The sequence below is a fragment of the Pectobacterium versatile genome, from assembly GCF_003932035.1.
GTDB lineage: Bacteria > Pseudomonadota > Gammaproteobacteria > Enterobacterales > Enterobacteriaceae > Pectobacterium > Pectobacterium versatile.
The window spans coordinates 4,492,613-4,512,014 of the sequence record NZ_CP034276.1 but is presented as its reverse complement, the minus strand read 5'-3'; the positions used below and the strand labels follow the sequence as shown (position 1 = coordinate 4,512,014).

17 protein-coding genes are annotated in these 19,402 nt (G+C 54.3%); 11 read left to right on the top strand and 6 right to left on the bottom strand.

Annotation, left to right across the window (positions count from 1 at the left end; all coding sequences use genetic code 11):
- Positions 1-35 precede the first annotated feature (35 nt).
- The 5 genes from EIP93_RS20475 (at position 36) to envZ (ending at position 5,331) form a co-directional block, all read left to right on the top strand.
- Entirely contained in the window at positions 36-1,286 is a 1,251-nt protein-coding gene (locus tag EIP93_RS20475) for an MFS transporter (RefSeq protein WP_125233190.1), read from the top strand.
- Positions 1,279-2,439 carry an ABC transporter substrate-binding protein gene (locus EIP93_RS20470; RefSeq protein WP_125233189.1) on the top strand — a complete coding sequence of 387 codons (1,161 nt, stop codon included), beginning with the start codon at positions 1,279-1,281 and terminating at the stop codon, positions 2,437-2,439. The genes EIP93_RS20475 and EIP93_RS20470 overlap by 8 nt, the downstream gene beginning before the upstream one ends.
- A 68-nt stretch (positions 2,440-2,507) precedes the next feature.
- Entirely contained in the window at positions 2,508-2,918 is a 411-nt protein-coding gene (locus EIP93_RS20465; protein WP_119158074.1) for a ParB N-terminal domain-containing protein, read from the top strand.
- Positions 2,919-3,253: 335 nt separating this feature from the next.
- Positions 3,254-3,973 carry an osmolarity response regulator transcription factor OmpR gene (ompR, locus tag EIP93_RS20460; RefSeq protein ID WP_005969424.1) on the top strand — a complete coding sequence of 240 codons (720 nt, stop codon included), beginning with the start codon at positions 3,254-3,256 and terminating at the stop codon, positions 3,971-3,973.
- On the top strand, positions 3,970-5,331 hold the full coding sequence (gene envZ / locus EIP93_RS20455; protein WP_029368754.1) for a two-component system sensor histidine kinase EnvZ: 1,362 nt from the start codon (positions 3,970-3,972) through the stop codon (positions 5,329-5,331). Before ompR ends, envZ begins: the two co-directional genes overlap by 4 nt.
- Before the next feature lie 95 nt (positions 5,332-5,426).
- On the opposite strand, the gene pckA is transcribed toward envZ, so the two are convergent.
- The 5 genes from pckA to EIP93_RS20430 form a co-directional block, all read right to left on the bottom strand.
- A complete protein-coding gene (gene pckA / locus EIP93_RS20450) occupies positions 5,427-7,046 on the bottom strand; it encodes a phosphoenolpyruvate carboxykinase (ATP) (protein ID WP_125233188.1) in 1,620 nt (539 codons plus the stop codon).
- A gap of 198 nt (positions 7,047-7,244) precedes the next feature.
- Entirely contained in the window at positions 7,245-8,114 is an 870-nt protein-coding gene (hslO, locus tag EIP93_RS20445; RefSeq protein WP_125233187.1) for an Hsp33 family molecular chaperone HslO, read from the bottom strand.
- Between the two features lie 71 nt (positions 8,115-8,185).
- Positions 8,186-8,596 (bottom strand): ribosome-associated heat shock protein Hsp15, encoded by a 411-nt coding sequence (gene hslR, locus EIP93_RS20440; protein ID WP_125233186.1) that lies wholly within the window; start codon positions 8,594-8,596, stop codon positions 8,186-8,188.
- Positions 8,597-8,608: 12 nt separating this feature from the next.
- A complete protein-coding gene (gene yrfG, locus EIP93_RS20435) occupies positions 8,609-9,295 on the bottom strand; it encodes a GMP/IMP nucleotidase (RefSeq protein ID WP_103862652.1) in 687 nt (228 codons plus the stop codon).
- Positions 9,296-9,422: 127 nt separating this feature from the next.
- Positions 9,423-11,570, bottom strand: a complete 2,148-nt coding sequence (locus tag EIP93_RS20430) for an intracellular growth attenuator family protein (protein ID WP_103862651.1) — start codon at positions 11,568-11,570, stop codon at positions 9,423-9,425.
- A gap of 437 nt (positions 11,571-12,007) precedes the next feature.
- On the opposite strand from EIP93_RS20430, the gene nudE reads away from it, so the two are divergent.
- Complete coding sequence (gene nudE, locus EIP93_RS20420) at positions 12,008-12,565, top strand: ADP compounds hydrolase NudE (protein ID WP_039474040.1); 558 nt, start codon at positions 12,008-12,010, stop codon at positions 12,563-12,565.
- Positions 12,566-12,665: 100 nt separating this feature from the next.
- Here nudE and mrcA read toward each other — a convergent pair whose 3' ends face one another.
- A complete protein-coding gene (gene mrcA / locus EIP93_RS20415; protein WP_119158075.1) occupies positions 12,666-15,221 on the bottom strand; it encodes a peptidoglycan glycosyltransferase/peptidoglycan DD-transpeptidase MrcA in 2,556 nt (851 codons plus the stop codon).
- Positions 15,222-15,332: 111 nt separating this feature from the next.
- On the opposite strand from mrcA, the gene pilM reads away from it, so the two are divergent.
- From pilM to hofQ, 5 genes are all read left to right on the top strand, one after another.
- Positions 15,333-16,184, top strand: coding sequence for a type IV pilus biogenesis protein PilM (gene pilM, locus EIP93_RS20410; RefSeq protein WP_119158076.1), 852 nt, complete (start codon positions 15,333-15,335; stop codon positions 16,182-16,184).
- 2 nt (positions 16,185-16,186) lie between these two features.
- Positions 16,187-16,756, top strand: a complete 570-nt coding sequence (locus tag EIP93_RS20405) for a PilN domain-containing protein (RefSeq protein ID WP_119158077.1) — start codon at positions 16,187-16,189, stop codon at positions 16,754-16,756.
- On the top strand, positions 16,749-17,336 hold the full coding sequence (locus EIP93_RS20400) for a hypothetical protein (RefSeq protein WP_119158078.1): 588 nt from the start codon (positions 16,749-16,751) through the stop codon (positions 17,334-17,336). Before EIP93_RS20405 ends, EIP93_RS20400 begins: the two co-directional genes overlap by 8 nt.
- The gene (locus EIP93_RS20395) at positions 17,333-17,710 is read left to right on the top strand and encodes a HofP DNA utilization family protein (RefSeq protein WP_119158079.1); all 378 of its coding nucleotides are present in this window, start codon (positions 17,333-17,335) and stop codon (positions 17,708-17,710) included. The genes EIP93_RS20400 and EIP93_RS20395 overlap by 4 nt, the downstream gene beginning before the upstream one ends.
- Before the next feature lie 100 nt (positions 17,711-17,810).
- Positions 17,811-19,085 carry a DNA uptake porin HofQ gene (gene hofQ, locus EIP93_RS20390; RefSeq protein WP_119158080.1) on the top strand — a complete coding sequence of 425 codons (1,275 nt, stop codon included), beginning with the start codon at positions 17,811-17,813 and terminating at the stop codon, positions 19,083-19,085.
- Positions 19,086-19,402 lie beyond the last annotated feature (317 nt).

The following is a 19,402-nucleotide window of genomic DNA, read 5'->3' as shown; positions in this document are numbered from 1 at the left end:
CCGGGTGACGCCGTGGAATCAGAAGGAGCTGACGCATGCGCTTGAGCGGGCAGGTAGCGTTCATCATCCACTTTATGTTTGTCGTACAGCTGGTCGCGATGGGGGCGATGGAGATGAGCGGGCCGTTTTGGCCGCTGCATCTGGAAAGTATGTCATCCGGCGCGGAACTGAGTATCGCGGGGATTGCCGTGTATGTCGGGCCGATGCTGGGCATCATGCTGACCAGCGCCTTCTGGGGACGGATGGGCGACCGGTTGGGCAACAAAGCCATGATGATCCGCGCGCTGTTCGGGTTGGCGTTAACCCAGCTCGGGCTGGCATGGGCAAACGATATCTGGACGATAGTCGCGCTGCGTTTTATTCAGGGTGCCTGTGCGGGCTATATCGCCCCCGCGCAGGCCTATGGCGTCGCGGTGGTCAGCCCGTTACAGCGCACGCGGCTGTTCGCCTGGCTTCAGGTCTCCACCAACGTGGGATCGCTGCTGGGGGCGATTGTCGGCGGGCTGATCCTCGATTACCTGAACTTCTTCTGGATCAACCTGAGTGCGGCGATCCTGTGCGCGCTGTGTGGCATCACCGTAGCGCTATTTTTGCCACATGTTGCCCCCGAGGTTCCTGCTGCTCCGCCTGCGGACGCGCAGGCGAAAGACATTCCCCGCAGACGGCTTTGGGCGCTGTCGCCGATTCCCGGTTTGCTGCTGATTTCCGGCCTGTTGCTGACCAGCCGCATGATCCCGCAAACGCCGTTTTCCCTCTATATGGATGGCTTCTTTCAGGTGGATAAGTGGATTATCGGGCTGTGTTATGGCTTGCAGGCGACCGGCGTGATTGTCTCTGCGTCGCTGTGGGCGCGCTATTTTGAAAACCTCTCGCTGTCGCAGACGCTGAGCCGTCTGTGTGTGGTGATGCTGGCCTGCGCCATCGTGACATTGACGGCTGCCACGCTCCTGAATATTGCGATTTTCATCCCGCTTTATTTCCTGTGGGGCGTGTTGCTGGGGGCGACGACGCCGGTTCTGATGGCGCTGATTTCCCGTGCGGCTGGAGCCGGGCAGCAGGGCTACATACTCGGCGTGGCGCAAAGCGTCAGCCAGTTTGCCTCGATTCTGGGCATTTCTCTGGGCGGACTGGTTCTCTACTCCCCCGGACTACGTTCGCTGTTCTTCTGCGTTGGTGCCGCTTATCTGGTGACCTTCCTGGTCTCGTTGATGCTGCTACGACGCCTGCGGATACAGGCGGAAAAACATGACTCTCTCTCGACGAAGGGAAATATCGAAAATGTGTAATCGTTGGACGCGGCAACATTGCCGTCGGTTATTGCTGAGTGCGCTGTTGATGGTTGGCCTGTCGCCGCTGGCGGGGCAGGCCGAACAAACCGCGCAAACCTCAACCGTCATCAAGGACGTGTTGGGGCGCGAAGTGAGAGTCAACACGCCGGTGCAGCGCGTCATGCTGGGAGAGGGGCGTCAGCTGTATCTGGTCGCGATGCTCGATCGGGAAGATCCGGCGAAAAGGATTGTCGCCTGGCGGCGCGATCTGATTCAGTCCGATCCGGCAACGTGGCACCAGTATCGCGATCGTTTTCCTCAGCTGACGAAAATCCCAACGTTTGACGGCACGGAAAAGGGCACGTTTGACGTGGAGCAGGCGGTGTCGCTGAAGCCGGACGTCATCATTATGAACATTGAGGCGCAGCGGGCGATTGTCGATGCGGGCTACGATCGGATACTGGACAGCGTCGGCATTCCGATTGTGTATGTCGATTTTCGCTATCACCCGCTGGAAAACACCGCGCCGACCATGCGTCTGTTCGGCAAGCTGTTTAATCAGGAAGCCCGTGCCGAAGCGTTTCTCGCATTCCGCGAGGCGCAGCTAAAACGCGTTTCCGACGTGCTGGCGGCGAAAAAGCCGCGCTCACCGCGCGTGTTCATTGAACGGTTGGGAGGCTATACCGATGAATGCTGCCTGACGTTCGGCCCGGATAACTTCGGTAAATTCGTGCAACTGGCAGGTGGTGATAACGTTGCGGCGAAAAATGCGCCGAGCACCTTTATGCAGATGCACCCTGAACAGGTGATCGTGGAAAACCCGGAAATTGTGGTGATCACCAGCGGCAACTTTGAGGCCTTCGTGCCCGGTGGGCGCTGGATTGGTCTGGGGCCGGGACAGGATATGACGGAGGGGCGCAAGCGTCTCGAATGGTTTCTGGGGCGTCCCGCCTACACCAACAGCATCGCCAAGCAGAAACGCGAATTTCATGCCATCTGGCATCAGTTTTACAACGGCCCGTATGACTTTATCGCCATTCAGCAACTGGCCGAGTGGTTCCACCCGGACTTATTCCGCGATCTCAACGCGGATGACACCTTCCGCCAGCTTCATCAGCAGTTCCTGCCGGTTGATTACCAGCCGGGCTATTTCGTCAGTCTTGCGCAGTAAGTCACTCACAGTCGGCTCCGGTGCACTGGCCGGAGCTATACGAGATTGTTTACGTCAGGAGGTAGAGCGTGTTTGAAAGTATGACCTACCAGATTGCTCTTACGCCCGTGCAGTTCCTGCTTCCCTCTGAAAATGTCGACATGTCGAACGTAGAATGTCTGATGGAGGATATTTGCCGCTGTGGCTGCTGGACGACGCCAATACCGATAGAAAAAGAGACGGGGATTATTATGGACGGCAATCACCGGTTACGCGCGGCCACCGAGCTGGGGTTAAAGCATATCCCTTGTGCGCTGCTTGACTATGACGATCCCCGAGTATCCGTTTATCATTGGAAGACCGGGCAGCCTTTTTGCAAGAGTCTAATTATGAGGACGATTGTGGCGGAAAAGAGCCTGTTTCCCTACAAGACCACGCGCCATTTTTTCCAGCCCGCGCTGCCGTCGGTGCGTGTTGTGCTGGATGAGCTTATGCGCTAATTACTGTGATGCATTAACCACTTCACGTTGTCGCTCTGAATTCAGGCGGCAACGTCCTCTCTCTTCGCTTTTCTCCTGCTTTTGCTGCTACCACGTCTTTTTATTGGCGGTGGCGTTACTATAATCTTCGTAAACGACAGTCTTCGCTAACCGCAATCGCCATTACTCGCTGATTATTTTATGCCTGACTGCACAGGAAATGATTGATTACACGAATTTTAATATGCTTTGTAACAATTTTGCCTAGAATGTATACCAGAAACGACTGTCAGTAATTCGTATGTTTCTGAACAATAGCAGCGTCGGCGCTACTATTACGCCTTTGGAGAAAGAGAATGCAAGAGAACTATAAAATTCTGGTTGTAGATGACGACATGCGTTTGCGGGCGTTGTTAGAGCGTTATCTGACTGAGCAGGGTTTTCAGGTACGTAGCGTAGCCAATGCTGAACAGATGGACCGTTTACTGACCCGTGAATCCTTTCACCTCATGGTGCTGGATTTGATGCTGCCGGGCGAAGATGGGCTGTCCATCTGCCGTCGCTTGCGTAGCCAGAGCAACCCAATGCCGATCATTATGGTGACGGCGAAAGGGGAAGAAGTGGATCGTATCGTCGGACTGGAAATCGGCGCGGACGACTATATTCCTAAACCTTTCAATCCGCGTGAACTGCTGGCTCGCATCCGTGCGGTGCTGCGTCGTCAGGCGAATGAACTGCCGGGCGCGCCGTCGCAGGAAGAAGCCATTATCGCGTTTGGCAAATTCAAGCTGAACCTGGGTACGCGCGAAATGTTCCGCGATGATGAACCGATGCCGTTAACCAGCGGCGAGTTTGCCGTGCTTAAGGCGCTGGTGAGCCACCCGCGTGAACCGCTGTCGCGCGATAAGCTGATGAATCTGGCCCGTGGTCGTGAATACAGCGCGATGGAGCGTTCCATCGACGTACAAATTTCTCGTCTGCGCCGCATGGTGGAAGAGGATCCGGCGCACCCGCGCTATATCCAGACCGTGTGGGGTCTTGGCTACGTATTTGTCCCGGACGGCAGTAAGGCATGATGCAATGGCGCTTTTCTCCGCGCAGCTCATTTGCACGGACGTTGCTACTGATTGTCACGTTGTTGTTTGTCAGTTTGGTCACCACCTATCTGGTGGTGCTCAACTTCGCTATTCTGCCGAGTTTGCAGCAGTTTAATAAGGTGCTGGCATACGAAGTAAGAATGCTGATGACGGACAGTCTGCAACTGGAAGATGGCACCACGCTTGAGGTGCCACCAGCGTTCCGGCGTGAGATTTACCGCGAATTGGGTATATCGCTGTACACCAATGCAGCGGCGGAAGAAAGCGGCCTGCGTTGGGCCCAGCACTACAAGTTTTTGAGTGACCAGATGGCACAACAGCTGGGCGGCCCGACGGATGTGCGGGTTGAGGTCAGCAAGAATACGCCGGTGGTGTGGCTGAAAACCTGGCTGTCACCGGATATCTGGGTGCGCGTTCCCCTCACTGAAATTCATCAGGGCGATTTCTCGCCGCTCTTCCGCTATACGCTGGCGATAATGCTGCTGGTGATTGGCGGCGCGTGGCTATTTATTCGGGTGCAGAACCGACCCTTGGTTGAGCTGGAGCATGCGGCTTTGCAGGTCGGGAAGGGCATTATTCCGCCGCCGCTGCGTGAGTATGGTGCCTCCGAAGTGCGTTCCGTGACGCGCGCCTTTAACCAGATGGCCTCCGGCGTGAAGCTGCTGGCCGATGACCGTACGCTGTTAATGGCGGGCGTTAGCCACGACCTGCGTACGCCGCTGACGCGAATTCGTCTGGCGACCGAAATGATGGGCAAGGAAGATGACTATCTGGCGGAGTCGATCAATAAGGACATTGAAGAGTGTAATGCGATTATTGAGCAGTTCCTCGACTACCTGCGCACCGGTCAGGAAATGCAGACGGAAGTGGCCGACCTGAACGCCATTATGGGCGAAGTGGTGGCATCGGAAAGCGGTTATGAACGCCAGATCGACAGCGAGTTTGCTACCGGAGAGCTGCTGGTGCGTATCAGTTCGCTTTCGATCAAACGTGCGGCGTTGAATCTGGTCGTGAATGCGGCGCGTTACGGGAACGGCTGGATAAAAGTCAGTACCGGACGTGAGCTACAGCGCGTCTGGTTTCAGGTAGAAGATGACGGAGAAGGCATCGCGCCCGATCAGTTGAAGCACCTGTTCCAACCGTTCGTTCGCGGCGACAGCGCGCGAACCACCAGCGGTACAGGGCTGGGGCTGGCGATTGTGCAGCGTATTATCGATGCGCACAATGGCGTGCTGGATGTCGGCAGCAGCGAACGCGGTGGGCTCTGCGTCCGCGCGTATCTGCCGCTGCTCTCGGACGTCGCAGTAGCGGATACGGGAGCCGCGAAGGAGTCATAAGTATGTTGGGCAGCACTGGCATTAAAGCTGTTCAGGTATGAATAAAAGAAAGGCGCGGAATCCGCGCCTTTTTCGTTATGGACTCTCTTCAGTGTTTACCGCTTCGGTCCTGCTTTCACCAGCGCTGCGCCTGCCGGAGCATCGGTGTATTTATCGAAGTTGGTGATAAAGCGCTGTGCCAGATCGTCCGCTTTTTCCTGCCACTGTTCGACGCTCGCGTAGGTATCACGTGGGTCGAGAATGTCAGGATTGACGCCGGGCAGCGAGGTTGGGATTGCCAAGTCGAAGACAGGCAGTGTCTGCATTTCTGCATCATCAATACTGCCGTTCAGAATGGCGTCAATAATCCCGCGCGTATCCTTAATCGAGATACGTTTGCCGCTGCCGTTCCAGCCAGTGTTCACCAGATAGGCCTGTGCGCCAGCCGCCTTCATGCATTTTACCAGCACTTCAGCGTACTGCGTCGGGTGCAGCATCAGGAATGCCGCGCCAAAGCAGGCGGAGAAGGTCGGTGTTGGTTCCGTCACGCCGCGCTCAGTTCCCGCTAGCTTGGCGGTAAAGCCGGACAGGAAGTGATACTGCGTCTGATCGGACGTCAGGCGGGAAACCGGTGGCAATACACCGAACGCGTCCGCCGTCAGGAAGATCACTTTCGTTGCATGGCCGGCTTTGGATACCGGTTTAACGATGTTGTGAATGTGGTAGATCGGATAAGAAACGCGGGTGTTCTCGGTTTTGGAACCGTCGTTGAAGTCCACGTTGCCGTCTGCCAGCACGGTGACGTTCTCCAGCAGCGCATCGCGTTTGATGGCACCAAAGATATCCGGTTCTGCTTCCTTAGACAGCTTGATGGTTTTGGCATAGCAGCCGCCTTCAAAGTTGAAGACGCCATCATCGTCCCAGCCGTGCTCGTCATCGCCAATCAACTGGCGTTTCGGATCGGTGGACAGCGTGGTTTTACCCGTACCGGACAGGCCGAAGAAGACCGCCACATCGCCTTTTTCACCGACGTTTGCCGAGCAGTGCATGGAGGCGATGCCTTTCAGCGGCAGCAGGTAGTTCATGATGGAGAACATGCCTTTCTTCATTTCGCCGCCGTACCAGGTGCCGCCAATCAGCTGAATGCGCTCTGTCAGGTTAAACGCAACAAAGTTCTCAGAGTTCAGCCCCTGTTCCTGCCAGTTCGGGTTGGTGCATTTTGCGCCGTTCATCACGATGAAATCTGGCTCAAAGCCTTCCAGTTCTTCATCGCTCGGGCGGATAAACATGTTTTTGACGAAATGCGCCTGCCAGGCCACTTCCGTCACGAAACGTACGCTGAGGCGGCTGTCTGGGTTGGCACCGCAGAAAGCATCGATGATGAACAACCGCTTGCCGGACAACTGCGTGGTGACGAGTTGCTTCAGGTGCGTCCAGGTTTCCTGGCTCAACGGGTGGTTATCGTTCTTACCTTTGCCTTGATCAGACCACCACACGGTGTCGCGGGTCACGTCATCGCGCACGATGTATTTGTCTTTCGGGGAACGGCCGGTAAAGATGCCAGTATCGACGGCTACCGCACCCAGCTGGGTTTCGATGCCGCGTTCATAGCCTTGTAGGGTAGGGGAGAGTTCTTCTTTAAAAAGCAGTTCATAGCTGGGATTGTAGACAATATCGCGGACATCATGGATTCCATAAGCAGCCAGGGCTTGCGGGGTAATACCGTTGATCTGCATGTTGCTACTCCTCAAGTTATAGTCGTACTACTAAACATTGTAGGGAGTGAGCTTATTTTAACCGCGATAACAATCATAAAATTAAATAAATTCATTAATAACTTTGCTTATTTAGGGTGTTTGAAAAATAATCACGGTGGTTTACTGGTGGGGAAAATAAGCAAAATAAAACGGGTACTTTCGTACCCGTTAGAAAAATTAATGCAACAGATTTCCTGATGAATCGTGCCGTATGGCGCGAATGTCCAGCGAATTAAACAGGTAGTGCGTACCGCAATAATCACAGTGCATATCGATTTCACCGTCCTGCTCGATCATTTCATTCACGTCCTGATCGGACAGCGTCATTAATGCATCTGCGCAACGATCGCGCGAACAGTGACAACGGAATTCGACATCCTGCGGCTCATACACGGTTACCTCTTCCTGATGGTAAAGGCGGTACAGCACCTCAGTGGCGGGCAGGGTAAACAGCTCGTCAGCTTTGACCGTTGTGGTGAGCTGGGCCAGATGATCAAAATCATTACGATCGGTATCCTGCGCGGGCAATACCTGTAGCAGCATGCCAGCAGCGGCCTGCTTGCCCTCGTGCTGTCCGGTACGGATAAACAACCGTGTCGGCAACTGCTCGGACTGCTGGAAATAGCTTTCCAGACATTCGGCAACGGTTTCACCTTCTAAACCGACGACGCCTTGATAACGCTCACCGTCAGTCGGCGTAATGGTAATGACCAGATAGCCATTGCCCACCATCTCTTTCAGCGAACTCCCCAGAGTGATATCCCCTTGCAGACGGGCAACGCCGCGCATCTGCTGCTGGTGATTACCGTTAATCACCGCCAGTTTCAGTGGGCCATCGCCCTGAAGCTGAACGGTAATATCGCCGCTGAATTTCAGCGTGGCCGTCAACAGGCTGGTGGCAACCAGCATTTCGCCTAGCAGCGTTTGTACCGCCGCTGGGTAGTCGTGGTTGGTCAAAATACGTTGATACGTCTCGTTAACTGTCACCAACTCGCCACGAACGGCATAATTTTCAAACAGATAACGATGTAGTTGGTCGTGAGCCATAATGTTTTCTCGTCTTAGTACGGCGAATGAGTCGTGCGGCGATCGCGGGGTCTTCTCTGAAGAGCGGAGTGCTATTCCTGATCGCTGTATTTAAATTTAATTAGATCGCGTCGCTCTTTTTTATCAGGGCGGCGATCGGGGTGTGGCATCGTCAGCGCATTCATTTTCCGCGCCTGCGCCAGCTTTTCTCGTTTCTCAATGCTTGCGGCCGTTTCCTGATACAGCGCCTGCGCCTCTGTTGCGCTTCTACGCTGGCCGCTGATGGCCAAAATGACCACGGTGCGTTCCTCATTGCCCTGACGCAGTTTGATCTCGGCATTCAGTTCGACCTGTTTGCTCGGCTTACCGCGTTGCCCGTTATAGTGCACTTTGCCGCCGTCGATCATCTCGCGAGCCATCGCCCGGGTTTTATAGAAACGGGCAGCCCAAAGCCATTTGTCCAGACGAACGGCGTCGTCGGCTTGCTCGGTAGCTTTCACCATAAATCCCCCTGATTACCCTGCATTAACGGAGTGACGCAGGGCTGGTAGCAGCGCAAGGTAGTCGTTCATTGACGGATGTTGCAGGAATGCCTTTTCCTGCTGGCCGGAATCGGGATTACGTACACCCAGACAGTAATGGATGCCGAACGTTTTCGCGGCATCCAGAATCGGTTCGCTGTCATCCACGAATAACGTTCTGGCGGGGTCGAAGCCGGTCTGCTGCTGTACGGCCTGCCACAAGCGCTGATTCTCTTTCGGATACCCATAAGTATGGGTGGAAAGTAATAAATCAAGGTGCTGATCCAGCCCCGTGTGCTCGATTTTTACCGCCAAACTGTGTGGGTGGGCGTTGGTCAGCAGAATTGTCTCTTTACCGCATTCGCGCAGTGCCGCTAAAAACGGCGTAGTGTCATCGCGCAATCGGGCTCGCGTGCCGATATCCGTTGTCATTTGATAGATATCCAGATCGAGACGTTCTGACCAGTAATCGAAACAGTACCAGTTTAGCGTGTGCTGAACGGCTCGGTATTCCTGTTCGATAAGCTGGTGCGCCTGTTCAATGCTGATGCGACGTTTTTCACTGAGCGACTGCGGCACCAGTTGAAGCCAGAAATAGCTGTCAAACGCCAGATCGAGCAGCGTGCCATCCATATCCAGTATCACGGTGTCGATGTCGTGCCAGTTAACGTGGGGATTCATAACGACTCCAGATGTCGCGCCGTGCTATAGGGGTGATGCAGCAGAAGACGCGCAATACAATTGTGACAAGAGTGACGGGAAACTGATTCCGCTAGGTTAGCATAACCGCAGGGCGGGCACGATGCCGTTAGCGGGGGAGCATAGGGCGATTGTCCGGGAACGAATTCGTCATCATATTGAACCGTGAGGCGTAATAGCGCTGAATATCGGTCACTCGCTTCTGGCTTTTACGCATCTTAATGCCCGTCAGAACCGCATTAACGATAAACGTCGCGGAAAAGAGCAGCAGCAGCAGACACGTGCCGAGATAGCGCCAGACGGTAATGACGTCGGGTTCGCTGTGCAGGCTGATATGCTGGGTCCCATTGGCATCGGTATTAAGCTGCGTGATAACGCCTGTGGCATTAAACGGCGTATGCAACAGCATCGCGGAAAGCCGCTGGAGTTCCTGCCACTGATCCGAGGGACGATATTCATTCAGCGGCATCGGCGGGAGAGGGTGGCTAACGAATTGTCGGCCTTCGTCGCTGCGAATCAGGAATCCACCCGGCGGTGGGCTGTTCAGTGAATCTGCCGCGTTATTGATTTCCTGATAGAAGAATTGATCGGTAGAACTGTTGACCAATGACTCCAGCGTTTCTGCGCTGACGGCGGGCAGCACCACATTCATGCCTTTCAGCGTGCCGGAATTGGCGTCTTTTACCAGCGTATTCCAGTTCTTGACGTCGCTCAGGTTCACCAGCGCATTTTTCAGGCGGGAGCAATCGTTTTCCTGCCTGCACAAATCTTGTGTTCTCAGGACAACTTCAGCGAAGTTTTTCATCAGAATCAATCCTGATTTCTGAATCGTAGACGCTAATTGAGAGTTAACCTGACCTTCCTTGTCCGCTTGCGGGTGGAGCTGGCTGTTGACGGATTTCAGCAAGGCAGACGCTTTTTCAATCGTCTCAGATTCCGGTAATGGCAGCGGTGCGGCTTTATTCCAGTAAATAGCGGAACAGTCGAAAGGGCTGAACGCATAGGGCGACGGTGCGGAGACGGGATGAATGCCTGCGGGCACATAGCACATGCCGTTGCCACGGACAGCCAGTGTGTCGCCAATGCGGAGCTGAGCAGTTTCCAGATCGCTGACCTGTGTGACCTGAATACGTTGTGCGCCCTGAAGCCAGGCCAGGCTGAGCTTGAGCGGAAGTTCAAGCGGCACGTTAGTGACGAGCAAAATCAGGCTGAGCAGCGAACCCACGGCCAGCAGCAGATTCCTGCTCCAGCGCTGTAGCGGGAAATGTTTCACTTCATCATGCAGCGACAGGTGCTCTCCCTGACGGATCACCTGTCGGTTGAGATAGATATCGACATCTGTTTTTCGCCCGAGATCCTGCGTGATATAGGGCTGCCAGTGCGGTGGATAAATCAGATCGATATTACCGAGCGAGATGTTGCCGAGCGGCCCCTGATTGGATTCGCCAAACAGACCCAATCCTTGCGGCGTGCCGTGAAGGCAGTGCACATCGCGCAGTTCTTGAGCGGACGGCGATCGGAAAAGCTGCCACAGGCTCCAGCTTGCTAATAATGCTGCGGTACCAATCAGCCAAGGGAGCAGGGCGATAGGGCTATTCAGGCTAATGAACAACAGTAGAAAAGACACGCAGAGCACGGCCGTTTCCTTCAAGCCCCCAGAGTGGTGCATGGCGTGTTCTTCACGCGTTTCCTTACGGATGGTGACCAACTCGGCATGCTCACTGCCTTCCTGACGGATGGAGGCATTCGGGACCGGGACTTCGCTCGGCAGGGGGGCGAGTGGACGATCGTCGAGACACTCGGTTAGCGAGTGTCCATTCAAGGAAATGACCAGCGGGATCGAGCGCGTCTTAATCAGTTCGACGGTGTTATTTTCGGTAATGAACGGTTCCCAACTGGGCGGCAGATGGATTTCTTGTGTATCAATATAGTAGCGCCACTTATTCTGAGCATCGGTGCTCAGGCCATAGCGCGTAATCGTATGGGTGATGGGGTAAACCCGATTACTTTGCAGGGAACGCGGCAGTTTGGGCTGTGCATTGGGCGTATCAAGCGGCGTGGTTTGCTGACTGTTTTCCTGAGCCAGATAACGCTCAATGGCGATCCGTTCATCTTCAGTTAACCGTCGGGGAAGCGATTGCGAAACGGGTAACGGCGGAGCGGATAAGAAACGGTGGCGCATACGGTAGGCCACAAGACCTCCGACAACGATCAGACAGGCAAGCAATATCGCCAATAGGGTAAATATTGTGCTCATGTCATCTCCATTCCAAAACGCGATGCTCCTTGTTCTCGTCTGAGTTTAACAAAATTATACAATCGATGATAACCCGTATGGCATTGTTTTCTTAGATTAATAACGTAATTGTGAGCAGAATTAATCGCATAAGGCGATGATAGTAACAAGCAAAAAATGTCTCTTAAATGAGGATATTCCTATTTTTTTAAAGTTATTGACTTTTTCTGGTGGTTTCTCATACAGGATGTATTCTTGATGTTGCCCACACGTAAATTCATCGTCACGATAGTTGCAGCGAAGGTGACTGTTAACGCACAATGTGAACAGAATCAAAAAAGAATATTTACGATCTCTTCTTATTCAACAGCATGCCATGTTCAGGTTGCGTTAAACGCCGTCTCTCATGCACGTTGGGCTAAGGTGCCGTTCTGGTCGTAACTCTCTGGGGGGCATCAATGAGTCATAACCTGAAAAAACCTAAAATCCTCAAGGTGGAAACGATAGCGCGTTCGCGCTTGTTCAATGTGGAATCCGTCGATCTTGAATTTAGCAACGGGGTTCGTCGGGTTTATGAACGGATGCGTTCAAGCGGCCGACAGGCGGTGATGGTTGTCCCGATCATTGATGATGAACTGCTGTTGATCCGTGAATACGCCGTCGGCATTGAGGAATACGAACTGGGCTTTCCCAAAGGGCTGATCGATCCCGGCGAAACGGTCTTTGAAGCCGCTAACCGCGAACTGATGGAAGAAGTCGGCTTTGGCGCGGAAAAGCTGGAATTACTGGCGACCTTAACGATGGCGCCGTCCTATTTTTCCAGCACGATGAATATCGTGGTGGCTCGCGGGCTGTATCCGCAGAGCCTGGAAGGCGATGAGCCGGAACCGATGCCGCAAGTCCGCTGGCCGGTAGATAACATGATGTCGCTGCTGCAAGAACCTGACTTCCGCGAAGCACGTAACGTCAGTGCGCTGTTTCTGGCCCACGACTGGCTGCGTCGTACACCCCGCTAATATTTAATAAACCAACCTGTTTTTAATAAACCAACATAGCAAAAAAGAAGGCGCAGTTTCCCGCGCCTTCTTTGCTTTGTCTGATGCTATCGAATGCTGGCTAGAATAATTCTTCGCTTTGTCCGTTATCCATCAGCGTGGTGCCGACTTCATGCACTTCGTATTCTTTTGGCTGCGTTCCATCAATGAAGTATTCGGAACGGCTGTTCCCGCCACCGTTAGACAGCTTGCCGCTGCTGCGGTCAATGACCACACTGACGATGCCTGGCGGCGGCGTCAGCGGTTGTTCCGGTACGCCATCCAGCGCGGCTTTCATGAAATCATCCCACGCAGGTTGCGCTGATTTCGCACCGCCTTCATAGCCGGAGATCTGATCTTTGATAACGCCAGATGCACTGCTGGCACCCAGATCGCGACGGTGATCGTCGAAGCCAATCCAGACCGACGTCACCAGATTCGGGCCATAACCGGAGAACCAGGCGTCTTTGGAACTGTTCGTTGTACCGGTTTTACCGCCGATATCACGACGTTTCAACTCACGGCCCGCACGCCAACCCGTCCCCATCCAGCCCGGTTCGCCAAAGACGTTGCTGTTCAGCGCGTCTTTAATCAGGAATGCCAACGGCGTGTTGATCACGTGCGGTGCATAAGGTTGTGCGGCGTTTTGCTGTGCGGCCTCTGGTGTGACGGGCTCCAACTCGGGCTGCGGCAAGCCTAACGGTGGTGCTTCGTTTGATGTGGCAACGTCTTCAACGTTAGTGGTCGCTAACACTGGAGAACGCGGTGTTTCACCGTAGACGAGCGGTAGATTACAGGTATCGCAGACCACTTTTGGCGTCGCGGTAAAGACCGTCCCGCTTACTTCGTTCTCTATCTTGCTAATCAGATAGGGATCGACCAGATAGCCGCCGTTTGCCATGACGGCATAACCACGTACGACCTGTAGCGGCGTAAACGAGGCGGCACCCAGCGCCAGCGATTCGGTATGAACGATATTCTGCGCCGGGAAACCAAAGCGTTGCAGGTACTCCGCCGCATAGTCCACGCCCATCGCACGCATAGCACGTACCATCACCACGTTTTTGGATTGACCCAGACCCTGACGCAAACGGATCGGACCATCGTAGGTTGCCGGTGAGTTTTTCGGCCGCCAGTCAGATCCTGCACCAGCATCCCAACGGGTGATCGGTACGTCGTTCAGAATCGTTGCCAGCGTTAAACCTTTGTCCATCGCAGCGGTGTACAGGAAAGGTTTGATGTTGGAACCAATCTGGCGCAGTGCCTGCGTCGCACGGTTGAATTTGCTTTGGTTGAAGTCAAAACCGCCAACCAGTGCTTCTATCGCACCGTTTTTCGGGTTAAGCGAGACAATCGCGGAGTTGACGTCCGGCACCTGTGCCAGCCACCAATCATCGTTCACTTTACGTACCCAGACCTGCTGGCCTGCCTGTACCACGTCTGTGACGCGTTTCGGCGTTGGCCCTTGCTGCGTATCGGAGCGGTATGCGCGTGCCCAGCGCATACCCGCCATCGGCAGGGCAATACTGCTGCCGTCAGAGAGGATCGCAATCGCGTTGTCCGCCGTGGTGCTGGTGACGATGGCTGGAGATAGCGGGCCGTAGACTGGCAACGCTTTCAGGGCAGCAATCATCTTCGCCTGATCCCAGACGCCTTCGCCTACTTTCCATAGCACTTTGCTCGGGCCGCGGTAACCGTGGCGCATGTCATAGGCGAGGATGTTATTACGCAGCGCATCCTGTGCGGCGGTTTGCAATTTTTTGGTGACTGTCGTGTAGACCTTATAACCGTCGTTATAAGCATCTTCGCCGTAGCGTTTGACCATCTCCTGTCGTGCCATTTCTGCGACATACGGTGCGGAGAACGAAATATCCGGCGCGTGGTAATTCGCGACCAGTTTTTCGTTACGTGCCGCATCGTATTGTGACTGTGTGATGTAGTTTTCATCCTTCATACGCGCAAGGACGACGTTGCGACGGGCAACGGCACGGTCGTAGGAATAGAGCGGGTTGAACGTCGATGGCGCCTTCGGCAGACCGGCGATCATCGCCATTTCGCTTAGCGTCAACTGGTCAACAGGTCGGCCAAAGTACACCTGTGCCGACGCACCAACGCCATAGGCGCGATAGCCGAGGTAAATCTTGTTCAGATAGAGCTCAAGGATTTCATCCTTGGTCAGCAACTGCTCAATACGGATAGCCAGAAACACTTCCTTGATCTTACGAATCAAGGTGCGCTCTGGGCTCAGGAAGAAGTTCCTGGCGAGCTGTTGCGTAATGGTACTTGCCCCTTGAGAGGCATGACCCGATGTGAGCGCGATGGATGCAGCACGGATGATCCCGACGGGATCGACACCGTGGTGATCATAGAAGCGGCTATCTTCGGTCGCGATAAAAGCGTGTACCAATTCAGGGGGAATTTGGTCCAGCTTGAGCGGGATACGGCGCTTTTCACCAAACTGAGCGATCAGTTCGCCATCGGCACTGTAGACCTGCATAGGCGTTTGCAGCCGAACGTCTTTCAGCGCGGTGACATCGGGCAGTTGGGGTTCGATATAACGGTACAAACCATATATCGAGGCAGCTCCCAGCAGAATGCAAGAGACTGCAAGGATGAATAGATACTTTACGAACTTCACCTGGGATTTTCCATTCAGTAGCGTTTGGACAGTTTATAAACAATCGGGCGCTAGTATAAAGGTAAGCCAGCACTGTGGATATGTTTATTGGATAAGGAAATCGGGTTGAACATGGCTTATCACATCTGGCAGGTTGGAGTAGATATACAAAACGGCTTCATGCGCGCGCTGGCGGTTCAACGCCGCCGCGATGGTTGGCAGCTTCGTCACTGGTGGCAATATCCACTACCAGACGATACGTTGCGCTCGGGTAGTCTACACCATACTGAGGCGCTTTGTGAGGCCTTGCGAACATGGAGTCGTTTACTGCCCGGACACATTTCGCTACGGGTGGGGTTCCCTGCTCAACTGATTTTACAGCAGCATTTACCGCTGCCTGACCGGCGTCTACAGGAGCCAGAGCGTAGCCTCTACATCGAAACCATGGCGGCGCGTAAGCTACCGATCAGCAGCGAATCGCTGGCAATAGACTATCGGGAAGACCCGCAGAGGCAGGGGGCGCTGCTGGTGACCGCCGCACGCCGACAGGAGATCGATAAATGGCTGGCATGCCTGAATAACGCAGGGCTGCACCCCGATGTGCTTGAGATCTCAACCTGTGCGCTTCGAGCGATGGCGCAGCGAGCTGGGCTTGACGCTAACCGTCTGTTGCTGCATCGCCTGTTGGATGGCTGGCTGTGGGTCTCTCCGTTGAACCACGCCTTTCACTCAGGCGTGATACACCTTGATGAGCTGAATAACGAGACGGATATCTTATCGGTTGTAAGCACTCGCTATCAGCATGATGTCGATGGCACAGCCTATTACTCTAGCGTCTCGCCTGATTTACCCAGCCAGCAGACCGATGCATTCCAGACGTGGTCGCCGTTAACGGTGTTTCATCACATGCAGCCGCCTCTGCCGAGTTTCCCTTCGGCTTTTGCGATCGCGGGTGGGTTGGCATTGCGTCCTGAGGATGTCTGACTATGCTGCTGATTAATCTTTTACCCTGGCGCAAAACCCAGATGCGCCAGCGGGCACGTCGTTGGTTAGGGCTGCTGTGGCTACAGACGGGGTTGATGCTATGCCTTATCGCCGCGAGCTATCTGTTTTGGCAGCACAGACAGCAACGTGCGCAGGATGAGCTCAATGTAGCGCTGGCCCAGCAACAGCAACTGGCGGCGTTGTATCAGCAAACGCATCAGGCGCGGGAAACACTACGCCGCTATCAGGCGCAAGAACGCGCCGAGGTGATGGTCCGGCATGACAATCGTCGTAGCCTCCACCTGCTCGATCAGCTTGCTGGCATGATGCCCGCGCGTCTGTGGCTGACGGAAATCGCCGACCGTGGCCCGCATCTGCTGCTTTCCGGCGTGAGTGAAAACTATCACGACATCATTACGTTACAGCACGCGTTATTACGCCATGCTTCCGTCGAACGCGTACAGCTGCTGCAGACGTCCCGAGAGCGCGGAGCGAATACCGGGCTGCGCTTTTCCTTTCAGGCCAATTGGCGCGATACCGGCGCTTCCCTGCGGGAGGAAGGCCATGATTAATCCATCGGTTTTGACTGACGTCGTACTGAATCAGCCTGGGCTAGTGAATAAACCGCTCTGGCAGCAGTTGGCGCTTCAATTGGCGTTTGTCGCCGCTGCCGGGCTGCTATCTGGTTGGTTCCTCATTGGTGAAGTTCGCAGGGCCGTGATTGGCATAGAAAAGCAAACCGTTGAGGCGCGTCTGGATAGACAGAACGTCCAGCAAAAGCTCGATGCGATGCCGTTACTGTCGGTGCTACGCGAGCAATTAGCGGAGAAAACCGCGCAAAACGATCCCTTTCAGCCTGACAGGCTGGCACAGCTTATCGTCGAGCCTCTGTCGCAGGCAGGGGCTTCGCTTCTATCCTGGCAGCCCGCTCAGCCTCACGCGGGGGCATCTCATCAGGAACGTTGGCAATTGGCATTTAGCGCGAATTACACGGGCGTGTTGCAGGTGCTTCGTGCGCTGGCGGAGTTACCTTATGTACTGCGAATAACGCAACTGACCGTAAAGCCTGAGGCCGTTCCAACGGAGTCGTCGTCAGAAATACCACGGTTACAGGTTGAGCTGTCGCTAATCAGGCCGGAGGGAATGCCATGAGTCATATCTCGATCCGTATCGCCTTGATGTTGCTCTTCGTATCCCATAGCGTGCAGGCAGAAACGCTCGCAGAACGCATCGACCCTTTTCAGCCTCTGGCTACTACGCGTTGTCTGCCCTCCGCGACATTGTCACCGTGGCAGCTAAAAGGCGTGATTGGCTCTGGCGATCGCTGGATTGGTTGGCTAGCACAGCCGGAGGTTGGTTGGATCAAGCTGACAAGTGGCGAAACGGTTCCCCCAGGGTACTGGCTAGTCAGCCATTTGGATCAATCAGGGGCCAAACTTGTCCCGACAGCGCGTGAGGCAGGCTGTGATGGCCTGCCAGATAGCCTGCTGCTGGTTTCTCCGTTTATCAATAAGTCAGTGGAATAAGTGAAGTCTGCCTGACGACACGTATTTTGAACGCAGTCTTTGGACAATCGTTCTTTGAAAACAACGCTGGCAACAGCATATCTCGATAACAAGGAAGGTTATGAATATGAGGATGTTATGTCGGGTAGTGGCGTGGAGCTGGCTACTTCTTCTCGCCGCGCCGTTTCAGGCCAGTGCGGAAAGTTCGGTATCGATGGCGTTTGAAGACTCACCGATACCTCGGGTGCTACAGGCGTTAGCGGATCACCAGCAGCTCAATGTGGTGATCGCACCGGGCGTGACGGGGAATCTGAGCCTGAGGCTGGCAGATATTCCCTGGCAGCAGGCACTGGATATTGTTTTACGCATGGGGAAGCTCAGCGTCGAGCGTAACGGCAACGTACTGATGGTTTTCCCTGCCGATCACCTGGAGTCCTTGCAGAAGGAACGAGACGAGCGTGTAGCGGAGCAGGCGCAGAAATTGCCGCTGCACAACCTTTCTGTGGCGTTGCAGTATGCTGATGCAACGGAAGTGGCGGCCAGTGTTCTGGCTCAACGTGGGACACTGCTGTCTACACGTGGCAGCGTAACCGTGGATAAACGGACGAATACTTTATTGATTCGCGATACGGAAGAGGCTCTGGCACAGCTCGAACCGTGGGTGAAGGAACTTGATCTGCCCTTAGCACAGGTACAACTGGCGGCGCATATCGTCACTATCAGCAGCGAGCACCTGCAAGCGTTGGGCGTAAACTGGGGACTGGGAGAAGGGGACGCGGCGAACAAGGCGCTCAGGCTGAATAATTTTAACGTTGGCCTGCCTGTGGATACGCCAGCGATCAATGCCGGGTTCCATTTGGCGCGACTGAATGGCCGCCTGCTGGATCTGGAGTTAATGGCGCTGGAACAGGAAAGTCAGGTCGAGATTATCGCCAGCCCTCGCTTGTTTACTGCACACCAGCAGACCGCCAGTATTAAACAAGGCACGGAAATTCCGTATCAGGTTTCCAGCGGTGCCAGCGGATCGACGTCTATCGAGTTCAAAGAAGCGGTATTAGGGATGGAAGTTACGCCGGACATTCTGCGTGCCGGGCGGATTACGCTGAACCTGAAAATCAGCCAAAACATGCCGGGGCAGACGATCAAGCAGGGTGATAATGGTGAAGCGTTAGCGATCGACAAACAGGAAATCCAAACCCAGGTGACGGTCGCTGATGGAGAAACTATCGTTTTAGGCGGCATTTTCCAGCAGCAAAAAAAGAACAGCGACAGACAGGTGCCAATATTGGGTGAGGTTCCTGTATTTGGTCATCTGTTCAGAAACCATACTCAGCAGCATACGCGACGAGAATTGGTCATTTTCATTACGCCGACGCTGATACCCGCGTCATCGTGAGTAAACCCAGGCAGGCTCTGATGTTATACGGTGTTTTTTTTTCGGATTGGGCGCAATATTTTGTCACGTTCGTCGCTTATGAGTTTGACGCTGCGGCGGATTTAGCTTACAAGGGTTAGCGAATTGAGCACTGAAGTGTTGTTCCACCGAAAATGTCGATAAAACATACTACATTGACCACCTGTGGTCGGTGTGACATTTTATTCGGTTGCCAAACTACCCTGAGTCTTGAGATAATTTTTTGTCTGATTCTCGCACTATCGCTCATGAGGTTTCAGTTTAGGTCCCGCCGCTGGGTTGATTGGCGGGGCGGGTTA

Coding starts and splice junctions, on each gene's coding strand:
- hslO (WP_125233187.1), bottom strand. CDS start 8,114: ATGGCTCACGACCAACTACATCGTTATCTGTTTGAAAATTATGCCGTT.
- ompR (WP_005969424.1), top strand. CDS start 3,254: ATGCAAGAGAACTATAAAATTCTGGTTGTAGATGACGACATGCGTTTG.
- yrfG (WP_103862652.1), bottom strand. CDS start 9,295: ATGAATCCCCACGTTAACTGGCACGACATCGACACCGTGATACTGGAT.
- EIP93_RS20400 (WP_119158078.1), top strand. CDS start 16,749: ATGATTAATCCATCGGTTTTGACTGACGTCGTACTGAATCAGCCTGGG.
- EIP93_RS20430 (WP_103862651.1), bottom strand. CDS start 11,570: ATGAGCACAATATTTACCCTATTGGCGATATTGCTTGCCTGTCTGATC.
- pckA (WP_125233188.1), bottom strand. CDS start 7,046: ATGCAGATCAACGGTATTACCCCGCAAGCCCTGGCTGCTTATGGAATC.
- hslR (WP_125233186.1), bottom strand. CDS start 8,596: ATGGTGAAAGCTACCGAGCAAGCCGACGACGCCGTTCGTCTGGACAAA.
- nudE (WP_039474040.1), top strand. CDS start 12,008: ATGAGTCATAACCTGAAAAAACCTAAAATCCTCAAGGTGGAAACGATA.
- envZ (WP_029368754.1), top strand. CDS start 3,970: ATGATGCAATGGCGCTTTTCTCCGCGCAGCTCATTTGCACGGACGTTG.
- EIP93_RS20475 (WP_125233190.1), top strand. CDS start 36: ATGCGCTTGAGCGGGCAGGTAGCGTTCATCATCCACTTTATGTTTGTC.
- EIP93_RS20405 (WP_119158077.1), top strand. CDS start 16,187: ATGCTGCTGATTAATCTTTTACCCTGGCGCAAAACCCAGATGCGCCAG.
- EIP93_RS20470 (WP_125233189.1), top strand. CDS start 1,279: ATGTGTAATCGTTGGACGCGGCAACATTGCCGTCGGTTATTGCTGAGT.
- pilM (WP_119158076.1), top strand. CDS start 15,333: ATGGCTTATCACATCTGGCAGGTTGGAGTAGATATACAAAACGGCTTC.
- hofQ (WP_119158080.1), top strand. CDS start 17,811: ATGAATATGAGGATGTTATGTCGGGTAGTGGCGTGGAGCTGGCTACTT.
- EIP93_RS20395 (WP_119158079.1), top strand. CDS start 17,333: ATGAGTCATATCTCGATCCGTATCGCCTTGATGTTGCTCTTCGTATCC.